At 57.6% G+C, this 23,920-nt stretch carries 20 protein-coding genes and 2 pseudogenes; 15 read left to right on the forward strand and 7 right to left on the reverse strand.

Annotated elements, in window-relative coordinates; translation table 11 throughout:
* Positions 1 to 15: 15 nt before the first annotated feature.
* On the reverse strand, positions 16 to 2,217 hold the full coding sequence (locus tag BI344_RS01065) for a CRISPR-associated endonuclease Cas3'' (RefSeq protein WP_241499224.1): 2,202 nt from the start codon (positions 2,215 to 2,217) through the stop codon (positions 16 to 18).
* 380 nt (positions 2,218 to 2,597) lie between these two features.
* Between BI344_RS01065 and BI344_RS01070 the strand changes: the two genes are divergently transcribed.
* The 10 genes from BI344_RS01070 to BI344_RS01100 all read left to right on the forward strand — a co-directional run bounded on the left by BI344_RS01070 (position 2,598) and on the right by BI344_RS01100 (position 14,215).
* Positions 2,598 to 3,521: an AbiTii domain-containing protein gene (locus tag BI344_RS01070; RefSeq protein WP_139166844.1), complete on the forward strand. Its 924-nt coding sequence runs from the start codon at positions 2,598 to 2,600 to the stop codon at positions 3,519 to 3,521.
* A gap of 397 nt (positions 3,522 to 3,918) precedes the next feature.
* Positions 3,919 to 4,227 (forward strand): hypothetical protein, encoded by a 309-nt coding sequence (locus tag BI344_RS01075; RefSeq protein WP_071111122.1) that lies wholly within the window; start codon positions 3,919 to 3,921, stop codon positions 4,225 to 4,227.
* Positions 4,228 to 4,355: 128 nt separating this feature from the next.
* Positions 4,356 to 5,456, forward strand: coding sequence for a DUF6236 family protein (locus BI344_RS01080; protein ID WP_071111123.1), 1,101 nt, complete (start codon positions 4,356 to 4,358; stop codon positions 5,454 to 5,456).
* A gap of 251 nt (positions 5,457 to 5,707) precedes the next feature.
* A complete protein-coding gene (locus BI344_RS23560) occupies positions 5,708 to 6,298 on the forward strand; it encodes a hypothetical protein (RefSeq protein WP_206600308.1) in 591 nt (196 codons plus the stop codon).
* Between the two features lie 577 nt (positions 6,299 to 6,875).
* On the forward strand, positions 6,876 to 7,217 hold the full coding sequence (locus BI344_RS01090) for a helix-turn-helix domain-containing protein (protein WP_071111125.1): 342 nt from the start codon (positions 6,876 to 6,878) through the stop codon (positions 7,215 to 7,217).
* A gap of 196 nt (positions 7,218 to 7,413) precedes the next feature.
* Positions 7,414 to 10,179, forward strand: a complete 2,766-nt coding sequence (locus BI344_RS01095) for a type VI secretion system Vgr family protein (RefSeq protein ID WP_083370017.1) — start codon at positions 7,414 to 7,416, stop codon at positions 10,177 to 10,179.
* A 5-nt stretch (positions 10,180 to 10,184) separates the two neighbouring features.
* Entirely contained in the window at positions 10,185 to 11,159 is a 975-nt protein-coding gene (locus BI344_RS23565) for a calcium-binding protein (protein WP_139166846.1), read from the forward strand.
* Complete coding sequence (locus tag BI344_RS23570) at positions 11,156 to 11,680, forward strand: hypothetical protein (RefSeq protein ID WP_139166847.1); 525 nt, start codon at positions 11,156 to 11,158, stop codon at positions 11,678 to 11,680. Before BI344_RS23565 ends, BI344_RS23570 begins: the two co-directional genes overlap by 4 nt.
* A 204-nt stretch (positions 11,681 to 11,884) precedes the next feature.
* Entirely contained in the window at positions 11,885 to 12,499 is a 615-nt protein-coding gene (locus tag BI344_RS23575) for a lysozyme inhibitor LprI family protein (protein ID WP_139166848.1), read from the forward strand.
* Between the two features lie 1,044 nt (positions 12,500 to 13,543).
* The gene (locus BI344_RS01100) at positions 13,544 to 14,215 is read left to right on the forward strand and encodes a tyrosine-type recombinase/integrase (protein WP_071111126.1); all 672 of its coding nucleotides are present in this window, start codon (positions 13,544 to 13,546) and stop codon (positions 14,213 to 14,215) included.
* Here the strand turns inward: BI344_RS01100 and BI344_RS01105 are convergent.
* Together BI344_RS01105 and BI344_RS01110 are read right to left on the reverse strand one after the other, a co-directional pair.
* Complete coding sequence (locus BI344_RS01105) at positions 14,205 to 15,077, reverse strand: IS5 family transposase (RefSeq protein WP_071111127.1); 873 nt, start codon at positions 15,075 to 15,077, stop codon at positions 14,205 to 14,207. The two genes, BI344_RS01100 and BI344_RS01105, sit on opposite strands and share 11 nt — an antisense overlap.
* Before the next feature lie 17 nt (positions 15,078 to 15,094).
* A pseudogene (locus BI344_RS01110) lies at positions 15,095 to 15,229 on the reverse strand (IS3 family transposase); the annotation flags it as partial.
* A 58-nt stretch (positions 15,230 to 15,287) separates the two neighbouring features.
* Between BI344_RS01110 and BI344_RS01115 the strand changes: the two are divergent.
* Positions 15,288 to 16,220 (forward strand): annotated as a pseudogene (locus BI344_RS01115) (IS5 family transposase).
* Positions 16,221 to 16,542: 322 nt separating this feature from the next.
* Here the strand turns inward: BI344_RS01115 and BI344_RS01120 are convergent.
* Together BI344_RS01120 and BI344_RS01125 are read right to left on the reverse strand one after the other, a co-directional pair.
* Positions 16,543 to 18,234: a sensor domain-containing diguanylate cyclase gene (locus BI344_RS01120; RefSeq protein ID WP_071111129.1), complete on the reverse strand. Its 1,692-nt coding sequence runs from the start codon at positions 18,232 to 18,234 to the stop codon at positions 16,543 to 16,545.
* Between the two features lie 118 nt (positions 18,235 to 18,352).
* On the reverse strand, positions 18,353 to 19,789 hold the full coding sequence (locus BI344_RS01125) for an MFS transporter (RefSeq protein ID WP_241499225.1): 1,437 nt from the start codon (positions 19,787 to 19,789) through the stop codon (positions 18,353 to 18,355).
* A gap of 134 nt (positions 19,790 to 19,923) precedes the next feature.
* On the opposite strand from BI344_RS01125, the gene BI344_RS01130 reads away from it, so the two are divergent.
* The 3 genes from BI344_RS01130 to BI344_RS01140 all read left to right on the forward strand — a co-directional run bounded on the left by BI344_RS01130 (position 19,924) and on the right by BI344_RS01140 (position 22,186).
* Complete coding sequence (locus tag BI344_RS01130; protein ID WP_071111130.1) at positions 19,924 to 20,829, forward strand: LysR family transcriptional regulator; 906 nt, start codon at positions 19,924 to 19,926, stop codon at positions 20,827 to 20,829.
* A gap of 156 nt (positions 20,830 to 20,985) precedes the next feature.
* The gene (locus BI344_RS01135; RefSeq protein WP_241499226.1) at positions 20,986 to 21,219 is read left to right on the forward strand and encodes a DUF3309 domain-containing protein; all 234 of its coding nucleotides are present in this window, start codon (positions 20,986 to 20,988) and stop codon (positions 21,217 to 21,219) included.
* Between the two features lie 532 nt (positions 21,220 to 21,751).
* Positions 21,752 to 22,186, forward strand: a complete 435-nt coding sequence (locus BI344_RS01140) for a Spy/CpxP family protein refolding chaperone (RefSeq protein ID WP_206600309.1) — start codon at positions 21,752 to 21,754, stop codon at positions 22,184 to 22,186.
* A 90-nt stretch (positions 22,187 to 22,276) separates the two neighbouring features.
* On the opposite strand, the gene BI344_RS01145 is transcribed toward BI344_RS01140, so the two are convergent.
* Complete coding sequence (locus tag BI344_RS01145; RefSeq protein ID WP_071111133.1) at positions 22,277 to 22,522, reverse strand: hypothetical protein; 246 nt, start codon at positions 22,520 to 22,522, stop codon at positions 22,277 to 22,279.
* Between the two features lie 56 nt (positions 22,523 to 22,578).
* Positions 22,579 to 22,812 (reverse strand): hypothetical protein, encoded by a 234-nt coding sequence (locus BI344_RS01150; protein ID WP_071111134.1) that lies wholly within the window; start codon positions 22,810 to 22,812, stop codon positions 22,579 to 22,581.
* Positions 22,813 to 22,985: 173 nt separating this feature from the next.
* On the opposite strand from BI344_RS01150, the gene BI344_RS01155 reads away from it, so the two are divergent.
* Entirely contained in the window at positions 22,986 to 23,888 is a 903-nt protein-coding gene (locus tag BI344_RS01155) for a LysR family transcriptional regulator (RefSeq protein WP_071111135.1), read from the forward strand.
* The last annotated feature ends 32 nt before the right edge of the window (positions 23,889 to 23,920 follow it).

The following is a 23,920-nucleotide window of genomic DNA, read 5'->3' on the forward strand; positions in this document are numbered from 1 at the left end:
ATATGAAGTGTCAGATCACCAAATAGTCTTTTCCGCCTCGATGAAAGCGGGATCCTCCCAGCTCAGGCCGTGCTTGGCGTCATAGAGCGCCGGATTGAGCAGTTGCATGAATTGATCGCCAAAGCGGAGGGGGTTTACCGGCTGGATAGCACCCACCGCGCGTAGCGCGGCGAAGGCATTGCGCGGAACTTGCACCAGATAGGGCTGCAGATCGCGTGCCAGCTGGCCGCAACCTTCCGCATAGGCCAGTTTGGCAAGCGCCGTGCATGCGACATCATCAAATGGCACGATGACCGGCATCAGCGCCGATTCGATCATGCGGAAGTCCCGGTCCAGCTGCTCCATGGGCAGGTTGTCGACGCCGCTGGCGGACAGCAGCGCCAATAGGCCATGCTTGTCCAGCGCCTTCTCGCCCTTGTCCCAATACAGCTGCCTGAAATATTCCTGAATAGCCTGCTGCGCCAAGGGCGAGCCGGATGGCCGGCGCCATACCTCTGCGGCGGCCTGGGCTGCTTGCCTCAGCTCCGGCGGTGGCGGCCAAGACTGGTTGCTGAAGATCAGCACCTCGCTGCCCGCAGCGATGCGCTGCCCCTCTCGGTTACAGCGGCCAGCAGCCTGGGCAATGGCATCCAAGCCAGCCTCGGCGCGCCAGACGGTGGGGAAATCGATATCTACGCCAGCTTCGATCAAGCTGGTAGCGACCAGGCGGACAGGACGCCCCGCGCGCAAATCGGCTTTGATGGCGGCCAGCGCCTGGCTGCGGTGGCGCGCGCACATCAGCGTGGTCAGATGGCGGGCACCGGGCAAATCGGCGATCAGTCGGTACAGTTCGCGGGCATGACGGCGGTTGTTTACGATGCACAAGGCCTGCGGTGTTTCTGCAAACCGCGCGGCCAGCGCAGCATCGTTCACTTCGCCGATATGCCGCACCGTGACGCGCTCCAACGCGCGGAACAGCCGTGGTGGATCGGGTGCCAATTCGACGACGTCATCAAAGCCGCCCGGAAAATCCTGCGCCAGCAGGGCCGGCTGGGTGGCGGTACACAGCACAATGCTGCTGCGATAATTGCGCGCCAGCTCGCCCAGCACCGCCACGCAGGGCCGCAATTGGACTAACGGCAAGGCCTGGGCTTCATCCAGTATCACCACGCTGCCGGCGATATTGTGCAGTTTGCGGCAACGGGAGGGCCTGGCAGCGAACAGGCTTTCAAAGAATTGCACCGAGGTGGTGACCACCACTGGCCAGTCCCAGTTTTCCATCGCCAGTGCCAGCTTATCGCGGGCCTCGGGGGCTTTGTTCGGGTCGTCAACGAAGGCGCTGTGGTGCTCTAACACTGCCAGTTCGCCCCACTCGCCGAAGGCTTTGCGGAACACCGCCGCTGTCTGCTCAACAATGCTGGTGAAAGGGATGACGAAAATGATTCGGCGCAGGCCGTTGGCAATGGCGTGATCAAGCGCAAACGCCAACGAGGCCAGCGTCTTGCCGCCGCCGGTAGGCACCGTCAACGAAAATAGGCCAGGCGGCTGCTCCGCCTTGCCACGAACGCCACTCAGGATTTCACCGCGCAGGCGGTTGACCTCGCTATCCACTATGAAGCCGGTCAAATGGTCATCCAGCTTTTCCCGCAGCTGCCGTAGCTCCACCGGGGAGCCGCGTAGCGGCTTGGGGTTGGCATCAAGCCGGCGGTAATAAGCCTCGGTATCGAGAAAGTCGGCATCCACCACGCAGGAGAAAAGCATGCGGGCCAAAAACGACTGCTGAAAACCAGCCAGTGCCTTGTCTGGCCGAAAGTCGTTTGGCGGCGGCAAGATATCCGGCAGCGAGACTTCCTGTTGCCATTGCGGATCCAGCTTCGGTAAGTCCGCGCTCAGCCGCTCCTGAAGCGGAGTCCGCTCTCCTCGCTCGCGGCCATTCGCCAGGCCGGCGTGGTGGCCGGCGATCCCATAAGCGAGCAGCGTCCCCAAAGACTTATATTTCTGGCGGGCCACTACCGCCCCCCAGCTCGCGTGGTCGACTGGACGGCCACCGCGCAGCCGACTCTGGAATTCGGCAGTGTATTTGCCCAGATCGTGAAGACAGCCGGCAACCTCAGCTAAGGGAGCTGCGCCAAACGCCTCTGCAAAGCCCCCAGCCAGACGCCCCACACCAAACAAGTGCTCCGCCAGAGGCTGCCAGTTACAATCATCATTTGTGTCGTCAGAATGCGCGAAAAACATGGGCATCCCCTTCTTCGCATGCAACTAGTGACATAGCTTAGACCATAATACCCAAAAGTCATCTCTCAAGCCATGCAAGAGCGGATAGCACCAAGCCGAGCATGTGCCACCGATTATCGGCTTAATCGGTTCGACTGATGCCCGCATCGACGGGTGTTCATTACTTGGAAGGTCTGGATTTCCATGTAAATCGGCCATCATCCATTGCCACGCTGACAGGAGGCTTTGGCCGAATAGCTGACGGAAACCTAGTATTGGCTGCTTCTCGGCCGAAGCAGTCTTTCGGCAGGTTGATGGGCAGTGACTGATTTACACAGAATTTCGGGCATGCCTCCTGCATGGATATATATTTCATATTGGCCGTCATTCAGGGAGCGCGCATGAGCCTTCTTCATGAAATCCAAGCTGCGGTACTCCAGGAGGGGGCGGACCTTGGACCAATACTTCTGAGACTTCGGCTATTGGCAGCTCGGATCGGAAGTCAGCCCCTCGCAGAATGGGTGCGGCACGAGTCGGAAGGGTACCCGCGGGATGCGGAACTTCCAGACTATCGATTTATTCCGGTCAGCTACACAGCGAATTTTTCCGGACCGTTTGGGTCCGGGATCAAGAATGCGCCTATCTCACCGTACTTAGTGAAGAAGTTCGCTGGGGAGCAATGGGTACGCAACGAAATGCGGGAGAGCATTGCAGCAGTGGACGATTTGCTGGCCACAGCCGAAGAAGGCGGCCACTTAGGAATCAATGCCGCCGACCTTATCCTTCTGTTTCAAGGCAAGGTGTATCCAGACTACGCCTGCAATTCGGTCACTGGAACCATCCCGCGGTCATCACTTGCCTCAATTCGGCACGCAGTGCGCAGTCGCGTACTCGAACTCACTCTTGAACTTGAGAAGTCTGTGCCAGATGCTGCTGCTGTGGTGATAGGCCCTGCTGCTTTGCCATCTGTGCCTAGCGCGGCCGCAGCAACGCAAATTGCCCAACAAATCATCTACGGCAACTTTACATCAATCGCGGCCACCGGCGACGGGGCAACGATCCAAGTTGCGGTGGCTCCTCATGACGCACGAAGTTTGACGCAGTTTTTAACTGGTTCCGGCATGGCGGAAGAGGATGCCCAAGAGCTGGCTCGTCTCGCTGCTTCGGAAATGCCTGAGAGCAACGAGGAGCCCATGGGTCCCCAAGTGCGCAACTGGTTTGTTGAGAATCTCAAGAAGGCTGCGTCTGGCACTTGGAAAATGGGAGTTGCAGTTGCCACAGATGTGGTCAAAGAAGCCTTACTCAAGTACTACGGTCTCAAGTAGCCGAGCACACCGAAAAATGACGCCCAACCCATCATTCCAGCGGACCGCCTTCGGCGTCCGCTGAATACGCAATTCCAACGTTAGGCCTCCCCAATGAGCCACTTCGCCAAGCCGACGTTTGACAAAATGGTCGCAGCAATCGACCTATGCAGAAGTCAGGGACTAGATGTTCCAATGCTGACGCTCAACTACACGTTGCTGGACGCACTCGCATGGGCAGCTTACGGTGGAGCAATGTCAGGAGTGAAAGATCGGTTCATTCACTTTTGTGAACAACATCTTTTGCCCGGTAGTGCCCTCGACTGCGCTGCATTAGATCTTTACGCAGCCCGCTGCTCAACTCTTCATAACCTTGGACTGGGAGTCAGACCTAAGTAAAAACGGCAAGGCTAAAGCAATGGCATACTCGTTCGGAGCCGATGACGCTTTGATTACGCAGCAAGCGTTGGAACGTGTAGTACCTGGACGGTTTGTCACGATAAAGGCAGACCTTCTTGTTAGTGCAACGGAAGCCGCTGTGCATCAAATCAGGGCCCTAGCCAGCTCCAACGAAGCGTTAAGAGAAAGATTGGCAGTGGCTGATGGCAAGGGGGACCGGACTTTGGTGACCAATGACGCCGCGTCACTATTCAGCGAGTTCCTGCGCATCACAAATTCCTCGGGCTCTACATCGGCACAGGTCAAAAGCAATGAGCCCGACGAATAAATCCGGCCTAACAGATTGGTCAAGCGGACGTTAGCAAGCTACGCTTGTTGGTGCCCTCCGTGCTTCGCACTCCGGCGCCGCTTACCTCGGGCGTTAGCCAACCGAACAACTATCACGGAGGAAACTCAGTGCCAATAGCATTCTCCTCAGCGCTTTACTACCCATACATCGACATAAAGGATGAACGATGGCTGCGAAGCGCGGCGCTGTTCTGGGACTCCATCCGAACAATAGTCCCGGTTTCGCATCGCGATCCCTACTTGAACGATTTTGCGCGCACTCTTTGCGACGAGGGCGTACTTGAGCCCGTTCGGGTTTCATCGGATATGGATGAAGTCGAGGAACTCACAGACAAAGTTCTCGACTTTCTTACCGACCCAGCCTCAGCTGGCGTCATGTTTGACACCGACAAATATCCGACCCGTCGAATTCATCCGGACAAAATGTCGTATGAATTGCGCGAGCTAGCCCATATCCACGCAGAAAAGCTGCCGTACATGATTCGCTCAGAACTTGAGAGAGGATTAGATGATGACGGATGGTTTCATGTTGCGCCTGGCTTTGCCAACTTCTACATGACGTTGCTCGCATCTCAATTGGCTCAGCGACTGGGGTTGGGGTTAGTCACCGAGTCGTCTGCAGCAGACCAGTTAGCGATTGCTGTACGCAAAGGAAAGCCGCTTGGCACATCTGGCAATCGACGAATCGGTCGCCATTTTGATGCATTGGGTCCGAGACGCTCTTTGCCAACAGACGTTGCACCGAGCTTGCTCATTGATCTTATGGTGCAAGGAATTTCTTTGCCCGAGAACCTTTCGGTGAAGGAGATACTCAAGTTCAAGAAGGATCACAAGGAGGAGTTGTCTGTGTTCCGCCGAGAGGTTGCTCGGCTTACCACCGACTTGCCAAAGGATGTACCAATAGAAGCACTGAGACAAGCCGTTTCAGATCAGTACCACGCCGACGTATTACCAGCAATGCGCAGCCTCCGCGAGTCACTTCAAGCCCAAAGCTGGGATGCTGGACTCAACGGACTGCTAAAGGTCTCTTTCTTTTCGGCAGCTCCAACCTCTGCTGCGATCCTTGCAGGTATTCCTAACTCAGTAGCATTGCTTGCTGGTGCTGGAATCTCGCTTACCGCGTCAGCGGTGCTATTAGCAAATCAACGCCGCCGGGCGAGAATCGAGAGTCCGTATTCCTATTTGCTTTCAATGGAGCGGCAGTGGTGAGCGACTGGCTAACACTACGCTCCATGGAATTCTGCGCAATAAAGCCGCGCAGTGCCCCTGAGCTTAGACGTTAGTGTCTGCAATGCGATGGCGTGCCGACATTGAAAAGCCGAACATTAATTTCTGCTTTGGCCGAATAGTAGCCCATCGACACCTACCCTTCCCACAAGAAACCACAAGCGAAAAGAGGCCCTATCGGACCTCTTCATTTAGCTCTTTAACGTTAGACCATCAATAAATCTCCGATCACTATGAAACTACTTCTTGCAACTCTCTTGTCCCTGGCTGTATTACCTGGCTGCACGTCTCTGGGGCGACTAGATGCCAAGGCGAGCCCACCCACAGTGAGCGAGTCTATTTTTGTAATAGGGGTCACGCCAGCGAATCACCGTATATCTGCATTTCCTGGAACTGTCGAAGATGGCGTTTTTCGTCAGAATGCATTCTTGCCCGCAGCACTTTACGGTGCAGCGAAAGACGGGTTCATCGTAGGCAAGGCATCAGCGGGAGATGTACTTGCCATCACGAATGTAAGACTCATTTCAGATGACAGCACCGCATTTCTTGGTCGAGACTTCTCTCCATGCAAGGCAGCAAAAACTTTCGTTTTTCAAATTCCAAAGGGCAAGGTTATCTATATCGGCTCAGTGGACTATAAATTCAAAGAGGACAAGTTGGAGGTTCACTATCGGCGCGATTTGAAGGCCGCCACAAAATACATCGATACCAACTACCCCTTACTGAAAGGCATGGTTGAATACCAAGAGCCGCAACTTCTACCCACGGCCATAAATTGCAATCCAGGCCCAATATATATACCGATTTATATCAACGCCAAGTAGACAAAGCGGCCCCACAAACTGACCGAGGTTGCGCTGCACCAGTCTGCATTCAGACTGTAAGCGCAACACTATGCTTATGCGCCCCAGCCTAACTGCTCGCTCAACGCTGACACCACTACAGACCTAAGTCCGAGCGTCCGTTTTGGCTGAGGAACTACCATAAGAAAGCTATCGACCGTGCCGAACGTGACCAAGCTGCCTGCCAGAAGTGCGTCCAACTTGGCATGAGTCAAATATGAATCCTGCCCTCCCCTTCACACATTTCGCATGGAATACGCACCTCGGCATCGCCTTTACACAGCGGGCAGAACGGTGGATGTTCCTTGTAGCCAAACGCCAAGGTGCAGGGCACCTCCCCTGCTCCCTTGCACTCCGGACACACCATCTTAGTCATCACAGATTCCTTGTACGTTGTGAAACCCGAACCGGCCTGCGCCCCCCTCAGCCCTACAGCTAGTCTGACACTTGGCCACAAAATGAACGTAATACATCTAATATAAACATATTACGTCATTCTATGGCAAGTCAAGATCAGGCAACGTCATAGCTCATAGATCAACATGAAACATCTAGTGCTATGGGCAAGCTCTTGGAAGTTCGAGTAGGCAGCAACATCAAGCAGGCGCGGGAGTCTCGCGGGCTGACACAGCGCCAAGTGGCGGAGCACTTGGAAATTGAAACGGAATCGTTGTCGCGGATAGAACGAGGGGCGGCGCTGCCTGGCTTGAAGACCTTGGACAAACTGGCCGGGATTCTGGACGTGCCACTGGCACAGTTCCTGACTGGGGCCTCTGTTGAGCTGGCCTCGCTGGTGGAGGCCGTCAAAGACGAGATTGCCCCACTGGATGAGGCAGACCGGCTGTTCGTGTTGGATCAGTTGAAAGCGTTGTCTCGCAAGCTGGTGGACAAATCCAAGTGAGCGATTAGCAACCCTTCACATGCTTGCGCCGGGCAAGAAGCTTGCTCGACAGTCACACCCCCTGTCCAGAAGTGCAGCTCAGTGCCGAACAGCCTATTTCAGCATTGCCTGATGGTGTTCATTGCAACTAATATGTTCGATTCTGCCTAACCTCCATACCCTCGCCCTGAGGGTATTTTTGCATTGGCCAACAGTCATGGACATTAATCAACTGCTTGCCAGCTTCGCTTCCGCCTTTTCCCAAGCCAACCGCCACCTCACCCTAGCCATAGCCGGCGATCAAGTCGGCGCGGAACAGCTATTGCCGCACCAGTTGGAAGGCGAGGAAGGTATTTCCCAGCCCTATCGCTATACAGTGGAATGCCTGTCGCCGGATGGCGGCATTGAGCTTAAAACCCTGCTGGGCCAGCCGGCGCGCATCGGCATCACCGACGCCAACGGCGGCGAAAGCGTGCGTTGCGGCGTCATCAGTCAGGCCAAGCTGCTGGGCAGTGATGGCGGCTTTGCCAAATACGGGCTGACGGTAGAGCCGCCGTTCGCCCTGCTGCGCCACCGCCGCAGCTCCAGGGTGTTCCAGGACTTGAGCGTTCCGGACATCATCAAGCAGATCATCACAGAACATCAGGCCGCTAACCCGGCGTTTGCCCGCGTGCAAACGCTGGACATCAAGGTTGACCAGGCTCAGCCGCGCAGCTATTGCCTGCAATACCGCGAAAGCGACTATGACTTCATCGTCAGGCTGATGCATGAGGAAGGCTACGCCTGGCGCTTTCAGCACATTGATGGCGATAGCCCGCAAGTGCTGCTAGTCGTGTTTGACGACGCCTATAGCCTGCCGGCCAGCCCGCTTGAGCGGGTGCGTTTCCACCGCGCCGACGCCACCGAGGAACAAGACGGCCTGACCGACTGGCAGGCCGCGCGCCAGATCGTCGCCGGCGGCGTGGCGCTGGCCAGTTACGATTACCAGCCCACCAGTACCAGCCACAGCAGCGACACAAGCCAGGTGGACCAGGGACAAGCCGGCCAGGCGCTGCAAAGCAGCCTTAGCCATTACGACGCCCCCGGCCTCTACTACGCCAGCGATGCCGACCAGCTCAGCCGCTATGCCCAGTTGCGGCAGCAAGCGCATGACCTGCAGGCCAAGGCCTTTACCGGCAATGGCGCGGTGCGCGGTCTGCAAGCCGGAGAATGGTTCCGGCTGGACGACCATCCGGCCCATGATGGCGACAGCCACGAGCAGCGCGAATTCGTCGTCACTCAGCAGCGTATCCACGCCCGCAACAACCTGCCTGGCGATCTTACCCAGCAGCTGCAGGCCGCCGCTCCCGGCTTGGGCTTGATGGCAGCAGACAGCACCGGCACGCCTTTTCAAACCGAATTCCAGGCGCAAAGACGTGGCATTCCGCTGACGCCCGCCTATGCCGATACCCCGCACGCCAAGCCCACCAGCCTAGGCAAGCAAACCGCCACGGTGGTTGGCCCTGCCGGGGAAGAAATCCATACCGATCAATATGGCCGGGTGAAAGTGCAATTCCATTGGCAGCGCCCGAAGGAACATCCCACCATAGGCGCAGGCATGGACGACAAGTCGTCCTGCTGGCTACGGGTAACCATGCCTTCAGCCGGCGCGGCCTGGGGCCACCAGTTCATTCCGCGCATCGGGCAAGAAGTGCTGGTGGACTTCATCGAAGGCGACATCGACCGGCCCTTGGTTACCGGCGTGCTGTACAACGGCAGCCACCCGCCGCCGGACTTCAGCGGAGCCGGCAGCCTACCGGCCAACAAGACGCTGTCCGGCATCAAGTCCAAGGAACACCAGGGCGGCAGCTACAGCGAACTGTTGTTCGACGACACCCCCGGCGAAGTGCGCGCCAAGCTATCCAGCGAATCCGGCAAGACCCAGCTCAACCAAGGCTTTTTGACCCACCCGCGCAGCGACGGCAAGGCCCAGCCTCGCGGCGAAGGCTTCGAACTGCGCACCGACAACCACGGGGCCATTCGCGCCGCGCACGGCCTATTGCTGTCCACCGAGGCGCAGAACGGCGCAGGCGGCATACAACTGGCGCGCGAACATGCGCAAAGCCAGCTGCAATCCGCAGTCGCCTTGAGTCAAGCACTGGCGGAGACCGCTACCGCACAGCTGGCCGACGCCATGGAAACCGGCCCGGATGGAATCGGCGAGGGCAACACCAAAAGCGGCAAGAAGGCCAAGGGCCACATGTTGCATCAACTGGATGCCCTGGCCGCCTGGGAAGCCGGCTCCAATACCGACAAAGACGGCAAGACCGCCAAGGAGCAAACTGGACAACAGCCACAGCTGATCCTGTCCGCCCCCGCCGGCATTGCCAGCTTGACCGAACAGAGCCAAACACTGGCAACAGGCACCAATCTGAATCTAGTCGCCCAACGCGATGCCAATCACACCACCGGACGGCGCTGGATTCACAACGTGGGCAAGAACATCAGCTTGTTCGTAACGGGGGTAAAAGACAAAGTTGCGATGAAGCTGATCGCGGCCAAAGGCAAAATTCAAATACAAGCTCAGAGTGATGCGATGGAGCTGACCGCTGATAAGGATGTAACTATCACATCAGCTAAAGGCTTCGTTCATGTCGCAGCTGAGCAGGAACTGCTTCTTGTAAGTGGTGGCGCTTACATCCGCCTTAAGGGCGGCAATATTGAAGTACACGCCCCCGGCACTATCAGCATCAAGGGTGCAAGCCACGCATTTAGCGGCCCAGCCCGGCTAACAACGCCCGTTGGACTTCCCATATTCCCAGAGCATGATGAAAGCCTGACATTTGTCGATGAAATAACCAAGGCACCGTTGGCTGGTAAAAACTATGAAGTTCACATGGAGAATGGGTGGATTTTCAAGGGTGTTACTGATGCGGAAGGCAAAACTGAACGGATCAACACGGCCAGACCATTAAAGATAATCAAAGCTATTGTCAGGGATTAACAATTGTGGCAACCGTAAAACTAGCAAAAGAAAATATCAAAACAAACAACGAAGATCTGACCAAATCTACGGTTGTTGTGCCCGTATGTCACGATTGCGGATGCGATTATGGTGAGATTATAAGTTGCACGAAATATGGCTCAACCTATGGCCCGGTATACCATGGAGAATTACCAATTGATCAATACCCAGGCTGGGCCACCATGATAAAAAATGGAGAAGTTACCGAGTCAGAAAAGCGAGTCATTATCATAATGTCTGCAAACGAAGGAAATATGGACTCCGTGCAGTCGTATGATAACCAAATACTAACTGCAGGAGCGATGCAGAAAACAATTTCTCCAACTGGAGCTGGAGAGTTCCCCGCCCAGGTCGCTGACTTTAAAGAAAAGCATCCAGAGTTATATCAATCTCTTTTTGAAAATTGTGGCTGGACCGTTGAGGGGAAAGGCCCTATAGATCGAAAGATGTATTACAAAGACAAGGAGTTAACTGGAGGAAATAAGATAACAGCTGTAGAGCTTAAAAACTTGTTACGTGACTCCAGTAAATTTAATAAAAAAACCAACTCTAAAAAAGAAAAACAAGAATCTCGCCCATTGGCAGCAATTATCAAAGCCCTGAAGCATGAATATTTTTTAGAACATCAGGTTCAAGACTTTATAAAACGGCTCAGGCTGGTAATGAACTTAAAAATTACTGATGGAAAGATTAGTGGTAAGGTTTCAGACTACCTTAAGTCTGAACTTGGAAGGGCCACTGCACTTGATCAGCATGTAAACAGACCTGCATATGTGACTACAGACATAAAGTCGGCTGTTCATGCTTACATAGCAAAGCATCCAGATGTAAAGCCTGATCCCGCGACCTGGGGTACAAATCACGCTAAAATCGAATCTGGCGTTCTGGAGATTTATGGTAATGCTAGGCAGGGAACAGACATGCCATTAAGATTTAAAAAACTAAAGGCTAAAACATGAAAAATTTAATCTTGCTTGTTACGTTTCTGACTGGATTTTCTATGCAAGCAGGGGCCGAAACTATACCTAACAGCCCCCTATTTATAGAAAAATTGAAAATATCTGACAAGCTAACAGCAAAGCTTTCACATAGAAAGTTTGATAATAAACTACGAATAAAAGAGGGACGCACAAATAAAGACATACTCAAATTCCTTGGCGAGCCTTACAACTTAGAGAACGTATCAGGAGATAAAAATAAAATCCTGACTCTGACAGTTGCTACATATGGCATTCTTGACGATCCCGACAATGGAAAAAGCTACCATGATGTAGCAAGCTGCGTATTTATCGAACGCAAAAATGGATGCATTCTTTACTCAGGAAGTATCAATTTGTGCGCAGGAAATTGGGAGACCTCAGAGTCATGGGTAACAGATGAAGGCGCAAAAATAGACTTCTTGGAATTAAAAAAATCTATTCTCGCGGGAAAAGATGAAGGCAAAAGGCCAGAAAATTACGCCAGATGCAAGCGCCCCTAATTTTCTAAATCCTGGCAAAAGTTAAATATTTTACCAAGTCCGCTCGAATATCACTTGCAAAACTTAAACTGAAACATTTAGATACGCGCCAGTTTAGTTAACCTATCAATGATCATTTTAAAAAGTAAAAATTACGAAACCAGGCTTAAAGATCGACACAAAGGACTCACCTCACCCACAAGACATAGCGCTGCGAATAAAAACATGAAAGCCATTACGGCGATTACCATTACGGCACTACTTTGGATAAGCAATAGTGCATGGGCAATTAATTGCTCTGCAAAAAGCTCAAACACGGAAATAATAATTTGCGACTCACCAGAGCTATCACATAAAGATAGCATCTTGAATGAGAAATATAGAACTGCATTATTAATTACAACAAACAAAGCATCACTAATAAGTGAGCAGCGCTCATGGCTTAAAAATTACAGAGACAAATGCGAAGACTTAACTTGCCTAGTTCAAGTCTACTCAAAAAGAGTTTCTGAAGTAGAAGGACTTATATATAAGTCCTCTCAGACCTGCACAATACAAGAGCCAATGCTCATCGGCAGTTGGAATGGAATACGGGATGCAGAGTTTGACACTTTCGAGCTAAACAAAGACCATTCATTCAATAGTTGGAGAAATGAAAGACCTGAATATTCTGACAAAAAATGGGAATTCAATTCCAAAACATGTCAACTTCACATATCCTCAGGCGTGGATAAATTAGATTTTAAGTACCAAATTATTATGCCTAACAAACAGTTAATTACCATTCGCCAAAGCCCAATTGAAAGTAGCATATACAAAAAAATAAAGTCTGAAAAATAGAGACTGATCGTTCAACTGTCACTAGTGACACTCTCTGAATGTCACTACAGTGTAATTTCAATTCCATTTTAAAATCAAAGATGTCACTACGTCACTAGTGTCACTACCATTTTTTAGTAGAATTGGAAAAACTCCCGTAAAAGAAGATTAGGGCTATCAGCCGCGGCATGACTTGCACTGGCCATGCCTCGCCCCCCCACCCTACACACTCCATAAAGTACAGGTGATCAGAGCTACGATGCGTTGCCAGGGGCAGCATCTGAAAGTGAATGAAAGGTGAAGACAGGTAGGGGGTAGAATTCCTCGCGGGAGCACCGCAAAACAAGACCGCGTGCCTAACCAGACATATCCCCATGGTGGAAATTCATAGGGGGGGGTCTAAATTGGCCCACCATAAAGCAATCAAGAAAGAGGATGGCAAAAAATCCCCCTGCCCTTGGGAATATTCATATAGGTGGCCCCAGGGCTACCCATGAGCAAGATTCGCATAGTTAGGGGGGGTAGGTAAAAGTCTGGCCATCATTCGACTAGACCGCGTGCCTAGTCACGGATTTTTATGGGGAGCATTTTTCAGGGAGGGGGGGGTTAGATAGGCACTGCCATGGGGACGCTCATCCAGAGGCCGATGTCAAAAAACGCCCCTCAACCCGCGAACACCTCACCTTGCCCAGCAGGCTGGCCGATCATGGGCCACTTTCTCGCAAGTCGCTGTCCAGCCTCCTGGAAGACTGCCGCAAGCCCCCAGCATGAAGAAAGTGTGCATAGATTCGTGTATATATCCTTGCACAACCCCACACAAACGACAAAAAATACAACAGTTTAATTGACCATTTCTATTGCTGTCGGGGCACCACCCACACTTCCAAAGCAATCCGAGAAAGTCCACAAACCCGCGCCAAATAAGGCTCTGCGGGTTTTTTTACGTCCAAAGCCGTCCAAAGCCATCCAAGCAAAGCCGGGGGTACGTGGGGGTACGTGGGGGTATGATTGGTGGTATCTTGTGTACCCCCACATTTCGATACCCCCACAACAAGGAGTACCCCCATGCCCCTTACCGACGCCGCCATCAAAAGCGCCAAACCACGCGAGGATGGCAAACACCTCAAGCTCACGGATGGACAAGGGCTGTCGCTATGGGTCATGCCCACCGGCGCGAAGTATTGGCGGCTGAAGTATCGGATCAATGGCAAAGAGAAGCTGTTGGCGCTGGGCGTCTATCCGGAAGTGAGCCTGAAGGCAGCCAGACTGAAGCGCGATGACGCCCGCAAGCAGATCGCCGATGGCGAAGACCCAGCTGCGATGCGCAAGATGGATAAGGTGATCAAGCTGGCAGCGGCCGCCAACACATTTGAAGCCATCGCGCTGGAGTGGCATGAAAGGGAAAGTCACGAATGGTCCGCCGCCCACAGCGAGCGCGTTCTGTCCGCCATGAAGACCCACATCTTCCCCTACATCGGGGACAGGCCCATCAGCGAGATTCGCCCGCTGGAGCTGCTGGAAGTGCTGCGCAAGGTGGAAAGCGCCGGCAATATCGACACCACCAAGCGCCTGCGGCAACGCTGCTCAGCCGTCTTCCGCCTGGCCATCCTGACCGGCCGCTGCGACAGCGACCCGGCCGCGCCGCTGACTGACGCCCTCAAGAGTCAGCAATGGCTCTGTTGCACAAATCCCAGGCAGGACGAGTTTCCCCTTTCCCCAAACCGATTTATGCCATAGCCACCGTGCACGGCCGGCCCAGCATGCTGAAGCGGCTCAAGATCGCTGCGCGCACTTGCAGCTCTGCCACTTGACCATCGAAACGCCGGGCCGTCACCCTTTCCCCCAACCGTTTGAAGCAATGCATCTTAGTTTCCACCAAGCTGCGGCGATGATAGCCGCTCCAGCGTTTCCAGATTGCCCTGCCTAGTCGCTTGGTCGCCCGCAGAATCTCGTTGCGAGCCAGTACACCCAGCGAATTTCCTTTCCACGGTCTCGCATTCCTGCGGGTCGGAATACATCCGGTTGCGCCTCGCGCGGCAATCGCCTCATGACATGCCTTGGTATCAAAAGCCCCATCCCCGCTCACGCAGGCTATCGGCTCGTCGGCCGGGATTTGCGCCAATAGCGAAGGCAACATTTGCGCATCGCCCTGGCGGTTGTCCGTGACTTCAATGGCACGGATTTGCAAGGTTTCCGCATCGATGCCCAGATGTACCTTGCGCCATTGCCGGCGATATTCCGCACCATGCTTCTTGGTTTTCCATTCGCCTTCGCCCAACATCTTGATGCCTGTGCTATCCACCAGTAGGTGCAGCGCGCCCGAGCCTTTCTGGTAGGGAATTTGGACCTGCAGCGTTTGCTGCCGTCTGGATAGCGTGCTGTAGTCGGGGACGCTCCAGTCCAGGCCCGCCAGCTTGAGCAGGCTTTGGATGAAACCGATGGTTTGCCGCAAAGGCAGTCCAAATAGGTTCTTGATGGTCAAACAGAACTGAATAGCTACATCGCTATAGGTCTGTGTCCGTCCGCGCTTGCCCTGCGGAGTCGCCTGCCATGACATGGTTGTGTCGAACCAGACGGACAGAGAGCTGGTCTGTCCCACTCCCCATGGACAGAGGGTTAAGCACTAAGCTCTGAGCGGCGGCGTTCGAACTCAACCGGGGTCAGATACCCCAGAGTCGAATGACGGCGTTGGTGATTGTAAAAGCGGATGTAATCAAACACATCCGTACGCGCCTCCTCGTAGCTCCGGTAGTGGGTCAGGGCTTTGTTGCACAAATACTCACCCACCGCAGCTTGGTAAGATAGCGGCATGACCAAGCCCGCTCCAAAACGCTACCGAACGACCAACTGGAAAGCCTACAACCAAGCCCTGATCCGACGCGGCTCTCTGTCCGTCTGATTCGACACAACCATGTCATGGCAAGCGACTCCGCAGGGCAGGCGCGGACGGACGCAGACCTATAGCGATGTAGCTATTCAGTTCTGTTTGACTATCAAGAACCTGTTTGGACTGCCTTTGCGGCAGACCATCGGTTTCATCCAAAGCCTGCTCAAGCTGGCGGGCCTGGACTGGAGCGTCCCCGACTACAGCACGCTATCCAGACGGCAGCAAACGCTGCAGGTCCAAATTCCCTACCAGAAAGGCTCGGGCGCGCTGCACCTGCTGGTGGATAGCACAGGCATCAAGATGCTGGGCGAAGGCGAATGGAAAACCAAGAAGCACGGCGCGGAATACCGCCTGCAATGGCGTAAGGTGCATCTGGGCATCGATGCGGAAACCCTGCAAATCCGCGCCATTGAAGTGACAGACAACCGCCAGGGCGATGCGCAAATGTTGCCTTCGCTCTTGGCGCAAATCCCGGCTGATGAGCCGATAGCCTGCGTGAGCGGGGATGGGGCTTTTGATACCAAGGCATGTCATGAGACGATTGCCGCGCGAGGCGCAACCGGATGCATTCCGACCCGCAAGAATGCGAGACCGTGGAAAGGAAATTCGCTGGGTGTGCGGGCTCGCAACGAGATTCTGCGGGCGACCAAGCGACTAGGCAGGGCAATCTGGAAACGCTGGAGCGGCTATCATCGCCGCAGCTTGGTGGAAACTAAGATACATTGCTTCAAACGGTTGGGGGAAAGGGTGACGGCACGGCGTTTCGATGGTCAAGTGGCAGAGCTGCAAGTGCGCGCAGCGATCTTGAACCACTTCAGCATGCGGGGCCGGCCGTGCACGGTGGCTATGGCATAAATCGGTTTGGGGAAAGGGGAAACTCGTCCTGCCTGGGATTTGTGCAACAGAGCCCTGTCGGGGCGATAACCATCCGGCGTCTGCAACCAAGCCGCCGACCGGATAGGCTGCGCATCGCCGCCCATCTCAATAACAAAGTCATATAAATTTCTTAAGGACGGATCATGCCAGGCGGTCGCTCGCTGCCGGCGCCGCCTGACTGGCCGGACCGACTTTCACAGCGGCCAGATCCCGCCCGTAAGCAGGATGGAAAGACTGAGAGCAAGGCCGCCAGCAGCCAGGTCTTGATGAAAGATAGCCGGATCGATGCGCTACCGTCCGCTCAGCCGGCGCTGGCTTCCACCCGGTTGCGGCCGCCAGCCTTGGCCTGGTACAACGCCTGGTCGGCGCGCTTCACCACGTCCTCGGGTTGCGCGTCGGCGCGACCTGCCACCGCCAGGCCGATGCTGGCGGTGATCCGGCCGACATCCGGGGTTTGCGATTGCTCGACCGCGGCGCGGATCTTCTCGGCCAGCACCGCCGCGCCGCCGGCATCCGTTGCCGGCAGCAGCAGCAGAAATTCCTCTCCGCCATAGCGTGCGACGAAATCGGTGCCGCGGGCGGCATGCCGGATGATCGCTGCAATATGCGCCAGCACGCGGTCACCGGCGTCGTGGCCGCAGCAGTCATTGACGCGCTTGAAATGGTCGATGTCCAGCAACAGCACCGCATAGGGCTCGCCGCTGCGGCCATAGCGCTGGTGTTCATCCTGCAGCTGCTCGTTGGCGGCCATGCGGTTGTTCAATCCGGTCAGCGCGTCGTTGCGCGCCAGCTTCGCCAACTGGGTGGCCTTGGCAACCAGCAAGCGATTGGCTTCTCGCAATTCGTTGGTGCGCTCCGCCACCACCCCCTCCAGGCTGGCGTTGATGTCTGCCAATTGCTGCTTGCGCGCCAACAGCGCGGATGTCATGTTCCGCATCGATTCCGACAACTGGCGCAACTCCTGCGCGCCGCCACGGATTTCCCAAACGGCTCCCTCCTCTCCACGGCCAATGCGCTCGGCGATGTCGGCCAATTCCTCCAACGGCCGGCTGAACGAGGTCGCCAGCCGGTATACCGCGGCCATCAGCAAGAAGCTGGCCGCCAGGCCCAGCAGCAGCAGCGCGCCGCGCAGCTGGTTCAGTGCCGCCAGCGCCTGCTGCCGCGGCTGGCGGACGATTATGCGCCACCCCACCCCGGCGTGCTGCGCCCAGGCTTCGCTGTACAGGTAGTCGCCGCCACCGGGCCAAGCGCCCAGCCGAAATGTTTGTCCCGCCGGCAGCGGTGCCGGCGCCCGCACCCGCCCCACCGCCTCGAACGGCGACAGAATATTGCTCTCCCGGTCGACGATGAACGCCTCCAGGCCGCCCTTGGCCGGCAGGCGCGAATGTATGATCTCCTCCACCCAGTCCCATAGCGCGTGGGTGGCCAGCACGCCGCGCAGCTTGCCCGACGAGTCGTAGAGCGGCGAGGCGAAATCGACAAAGCGGAGCGGCTCGCCCTGGGGTTTGGCGGAAGGGAGCAATTTGGCCAGCAACACCGCCTGATGGATGTCGCCGACGAAAGGCGCATGCTGGCCCCGAATAAACCACGGCCGCTGGGCCACGCTTTGGCCCAGCAGCATGCCGCCGGTGGAGGACAACACCTTGCCGTTGGTGTCGGCAACGCCTATCCAGGCATAATAGCGATAGGCTTGCTTGGTGCGTTCCAGACTCTGACGCAACTCGTCGCCGTCCAGCGGCGCATGCACATAGGCCGGCGACTGCGCCAGCAGGATCACCTCGCGGCGCCGCTCGCGCAGATTGCTTTCGATGGCCTGGGCGATGCTTCCGGTCAGACTGTCCATCGCCTCGCCCTGGTCCTTTAGCACGCGGTCGGACAATACCTGGTCCAGGCATAGCCCGGCCAACAGCGCCGAGGCGAGGAACAGCCCGCCGAACAAGGCGGCCAGCCGCAAGCGGAAGCTGCCGGGCAAGGCGAAACGATGACGGTTCATGGCAACCCTTCGCGGAGGATATAGAGACTGATTGTATATCCTACCCCGAACCGCGCTGTCTCTTGAATGCCCAGCCCCATTGCGCGAGATGCCATTGCCTGCCAGATGCGGCCGCGCCCTAACCGCCGCGCGCCGCCAACCTCCTGCGCGCCAATGCCTGGCTGGCCGTGGCGATGACCAGAGCCGCCGCGATCAACCCCGCGGCCACCGCGAAGGTTGTCCGCATGCCGCTGGCCACCGCCTGCGCGCTCGCCATTCCACCTCCATCGCTTGCCGATGCCGCCGCAAACACCGCGCCCATCGCCGCCGCCCCTGTGATCAAACCCAAATTGCGCGACAGGCTGAGCATGCCGGACACCACCCCGCGCGGTCCTGCGCCGGCGCTCGCCATGATGGCGGTGTTGTTGGCCGCCTGGAACAAGGCGTAGCTGGCGGTGGTGATCATGATCGGGCCGATATAGCCGGCGACGCCCAGGCTGGTCGGCAGCATCGACAAGAGCAGGGTTCCGCCCGCCATGCCTGCCAAGCCGGCGAGACTCATGCGCTGCGTGCCGAAACGGTCCACCAGTCGGCCCGCCGGCACGCCGCTGCACGCGGACACTAGCGGGCCGGCCGACAACACCAGCCCCACCCACGCCGTGCCCAGTTCCAAAGCGCGGGAGAGATAGAACGGCCCCACCACCAGAGTGGACATGATCACTGTGGACACCAGCGCGCTCATCGTCAGGCTGGCGCTCAAGGCCGGCACACGGAACATGGCCAGCCTGACCAGCGGCGATGCCGCTCTGGACTCTACCCATATAAATAGAATGGCTCCGCCAACGGCGGCCAGCAGCAACCCGATATTGAGCGCGCCGAAATAGCCGCGCCCCATGGTCATGGCCAGCGCGTACGCCGCTAGCGTCAGCGCCAGCCATAACGTGCCAAGATGGTCGAAACCCACCCTCTCCGCCTTATCCGCCTGACAGTCCGCCGGCAGATAGCGGCGCGCCAGCGCGAAATTGATCATGCCCAGCGGCACATTGACCAGGAAGATGGCGCGCCAGCCCAGGCCGTCGATCAATAAACCGCCTAGCGACGGGCCAAGCGTGGTGCCGATGGCGGACATGGTGCCCAGCAGACCCATCGCGCTGCCGGCCTTGCCCCTCGGCACCGCCTCCCCTAGCATCGCCACCGTGAGCGCCAGCATGATGGCCGCGCCCAGGCCCTGCGCCGCGCGGGCCGCAATCAGCAGCCCCAGCGTGGGCGCCATGCCGCACAGCAGCGATGCCGCGCTGAATAGGACGATGCCGGCCAAGAGCAAACGGCGGCGGCCCAGCAAGTCTCCCAGCCGGCCGACACTGACGATAAGCGTGGTGATAGCCAGCAGATAAGCCAACACAATCCACTGCGCTTGCTGGAATGAGGCGTTCAATGCCTGGGCCAGCGCCGGCAAGCCAGCATTGGCGATGCTGGTATCCAGCGAGGGCATCAGCGTGGACAGCGACAGGCTGGCCAGCGCCCAACGGGCGGCAGGCGGCAAGACCGTGCTGGATTCTTGGGTATTCGGCTTCAACATCGGCTCCTTCTGATCTGGCAGTTGCCGCAACGCCGACTTGCCTAGAAGGTAGCCCTTTGCCTGATATGGCGAAAGACACAGGATTTGCACTTGATTGATGCGTATGACGCCATATGTGCTAAGGTCCATCCATGTCCAAGCCCGATCTGAACCTGCTGATTACCCTGGACGCGCTACTGGCGGAAGGCAATGTGGCGCGCGCGGCGCAACGGCTGCGGCTTAGCCCGTCGGCCATGAGCCGGGCCTTGGCGCGCCTGCGCGAAACCACCGGCGACCCGTTGCTGGCGCGGGCCGGCCGCGGCCTGGTACCCACGCCCCGCGCGCTGGAGCTGCGCGAACAGGTCAGCCGCCTGGTGCAGGATGCGGAGGCGGTGCTGCGCCCGGCGCGGGCACTGGACCTCAGCCAGTTGGCCAGAACCTTCACGCTGCGAGCCAACGAGGGTTTTGTGGAGAACTTCGGGCCGGACCTGCTGGCCCGCATCGGCGCAGAGGCGCCCGGCGTGCGGCTGCGTTTCGCGCCCAAACCGGACAAAGACAGCGGGCCGCTGCGCGACGGCAGCGTGGATCTGGAGATTGGCGTGGTGGGCAAAGCCACCAGCCCCGAAGTGCGCGCTCGGGCCTTGTTCCGCGACCGCTTCATCGGCGTGGTACGCAGCGGCCATCCGCTGAGCCGGGGCCAGATCACGCCCGCCCGCTATGCGGCCGGCAAACATATCCTGGTGTCGCGGCGCGGCCTGGACAAGGGGCCGATTGACGACGCGCTGGCGGCGCTGGGGCTGGAGCGGCGGATCTCCACCATAGTGGGCGGCTTCTCCAGCGCGCTGGCGCTGGCTAGGACGTCGGACCTGATCGCCAGCGTGCCGGAGCGCGACACCGGCACGCTGCGCGCCGGCATGCACAGCTTCTCCCTGCCGCTGGCGGCGCCGGAAATCACCCTCTCCATGCTGTGGCACCCGCGCCTGGACGCCGACCTGGCGCACCGCTGGCTGCGCGACTGCGTGCGGCAGGTGTGCGCGGCGCCATTCTCCGGCGCATAGCCGGAAAACGACACGCCCGCGGAGAAGGCCGGTCAGTAGTCGCCTTCCCCCGTTCAAACGCCATTCCCGCCACAGTTTTTCCTATGTACGGCTCCGTACAGACGCCCTTATCCAGCTGCGTAGTATTGCCAGCGAGGGCCGGCAATGCTGGAACTAATGCTGGAACTGTGGCAAAGCGGCGCCCTGCCTCGCGGCTCAAGCGGCCCGCCGGCTCATTGTCAGGAGAATGAAATGTCGCTGGGAACGATATTGCTGGTCGTCATGATCATTCTGCTGATCGGCCTGTTTCCACGCTGGCCGCACAGTAGGGATTGGGGATACGGCCCCAGCGGCGGAGTCGGGCTGATCCTGCTGATATTGATCGTGCTGATCTTGCTGGGCCGCTTGTAGCGCCGGTGTCTCCAGGCGCCTGCCGCACTGCCGGAAAAATTAGCGCCGGGCCGCTTGATTGGCTGGCGCCGACACAGAAAAGGGCTTGATTCATGTTGATGAATTCGCATTGGCCTCTGCTTCGCTGGCTGCCCGCGGCGGCTGTCGCCATCACCACCCCCTTGGCGGCGCTTGCGGCGCCGACTTACCACCACGGCGAAAACCATAGGACGCCGGCTTACCATCGAAACTACCACTATGGTCACGGCCATAGCGGGGATGGCTTGGTTGTCGGGGCGCTGCTGGGCGCGGTGGTGGGCGCGACGATTGTCGGCTCCGAGCCGCCACCGCCGGTCGTGGTGTACTCGGAACCTCCCCCCCCTCCGCCTGGAGCCGCTTACTACTATTATCCCGCCCCCTATCCCAGTCGCTATCCGCCGGTGTATCGATATCGATAACAACCAGGCCATCCGGCCAGGACCGCAACCGTCACCCTCTTAGGGAAAACCGCGAAATGAACACATTCGTATTGAAGGCCACGGCGCCCGCGCTGTTGCTGCTGGCCTCGCTCTCCATATCCGCGACTGCTCAGACCGCAAGCCCGAATCATGCCGGCACGCGGGTAAGCGAACAAAAAGCGCAAAAGCGCGCGGACTATCTGGAAAAACGGATCAGGGAGCTTCACGCCAAGCTCAAGATCACCGACAAGCAATCCACACAATGGGATGCCTACGCCAAGACCATGCGCGACAACGCCGACAGCACCGACCAGGCCTTCCGCGACCGCGGTCAGAAGCTGCCCACATTGAATGCCGACGAGGCGATGAAGTCCTACGCCGACTTGGCCCAGTTGCATGCCGACAATATGAAAAAACTGGCCGCCTCCTTCCATGCGCTTTATGGCGTGCTATCGGATGAGCAGAAGGCCATCGCCGACAAGCTGTTCCGCCACGAGCAGGAGGAACATCATCACCGGAGGCACAAATAGCCATATTGTCCTCGGCCCGGAGAGCGCCCGCATGCACAGCAGCAACGGAGGCCCGCTCCATAAGGAAACGCGCATCCCGCCGCCGGCGTGTCAGCCGGCGATGCGCGCGCTCCGGCAGGAAAATGCCAGACACAGCAGCGTGGCAGCCGTCAGCAGATGTTTGCTCGCGGTGATTGCGTAGCCCAGCCTGGCAAGCGGCGGATAACACGCCGGATAAGCGTGCAGGCCGCCCCAACTGCACAGGTTTTCCAGCACGTCGGCGCAAGCCACCGCCAACAGCAGCAGGTTGTACAAGCCGGGTCGCGGCAGATGGCGGCGCAGCAGGCTCAACAGCATGGCGAATCCGCTGCCGCAGCGCAGCAGGAACAGGCTGTCGAAGCGAAGAAAAACAGCTAGCGCAGGCGGCCATCCGGGCCATAGGCATCCAGCAGATGCCGCACGGCATCGGTGGAACACCAGGACTGCGGGTCCAGGATGGGTTCGCCGTATTGCCGCGCCAACGCGCTGATCGACAGCGCGCCGGAGGAGAAATTGAACAGGTACATGAAAGCTGCGGTCATCAACAACAAAACCAGCGCAGCGGGTATGGAGGCATGGCGGTACAAGCCGTTGTTCAGGCTGCGCATGACAGGCACTCCGGCATGCCAAAGCGGCCAAAGGCGCCGAGCAAGCGTGCGGCTGCGAGTGCATTCATCTGGCGGGCTCCTGTTGGAATGGAAGCCTTATTCTCTAGCTGTCGCCTAAAGACAAGGAAGGTGCATAATTGGATACCGCTTATTCATATCTGAATGGTTATCGGATGGACTGGAATCTGGTGCAATCTTTCCTGACAGTGGCGGAAGCCGGCTCGATGAGCGCGGCGGCCGCCACCATGCAGTTGAGCCAGCCCACCTTGAGCCGGCAGGTTGCCGCGCTGGAAGCCGCCATGGGGGTGAGCCTATTCGAACGCGGCTCCCGCGGCTTGCGACTGACGCAGGCGGGCGAAGCGCTGGTCGCCCCCGCCCGGGCGATGCGCACGGCGGCATCCGAGGTGGCCATTGCGGCGGATCAGGAACAACAGTTGCTGCAGGGCAGCGTCCGCATCACCGCCAGCGAGATGGCTACCGCCTTTCTGCTGCCGGAGATGCTGCGCGATTTGCGCATCGAGCATCCGCAGATTGAAATCGATATCGTGGCGAGCAACGATGTCGACAATCTGCTGGAGCGCGAAGCGGATATCGCCATCCGCCATACCCGACCGGCGCAGGGCGCGTTGTTCGCCCGCGAGCTGGGAGAGCTGCAAGTGCAGGCTTGGGCGCATCAGGACTATCTGGCGCGCCAGGGAACGGACTTCCAGGGCGAACAGCTGGAAGACTACGACTGGATAGGCTTGGACCGTTCCGACTTCATGCTCAGACGGCTGCGGGACTTCGGCATCACCACCGGGCGCGACTTCTTCTCCTTGCGTTGCGACAACCAGATCGTCGGCTGGCAACTGGCTCTTGGGGCCGCCGGCGTGGCGTTTGCACCCGATGTCGTCGCCCGCCGTTATCCGTCGATGCGCTCCATCCTGCCCTTGCTGACCCGGACCGTGCTGCCGGTATGGCTGGTATGCCACCGCGAGCTGAAGCAAAGCGCGCGCATCCGCTGCGTGTTCAACCACCTTGCAGAGCGCTGGCAGGATCTACTGGCCACCCAGCCGGCGGATGGCAGCTTGGCGTAGTACGCATAGCCTCCCCGCATGATGGCGCCTTG

It is taken from the genome of Chromobacterium sphagni, from assembly GCF_001855555.1.
Classification (GTDB): Bacteria; Pseudomonadota; Gammaproteobacteria; order Burkholderiales; family Chromobacteriaceae; genus Chromobacterium; species Chromobacterium sphagni.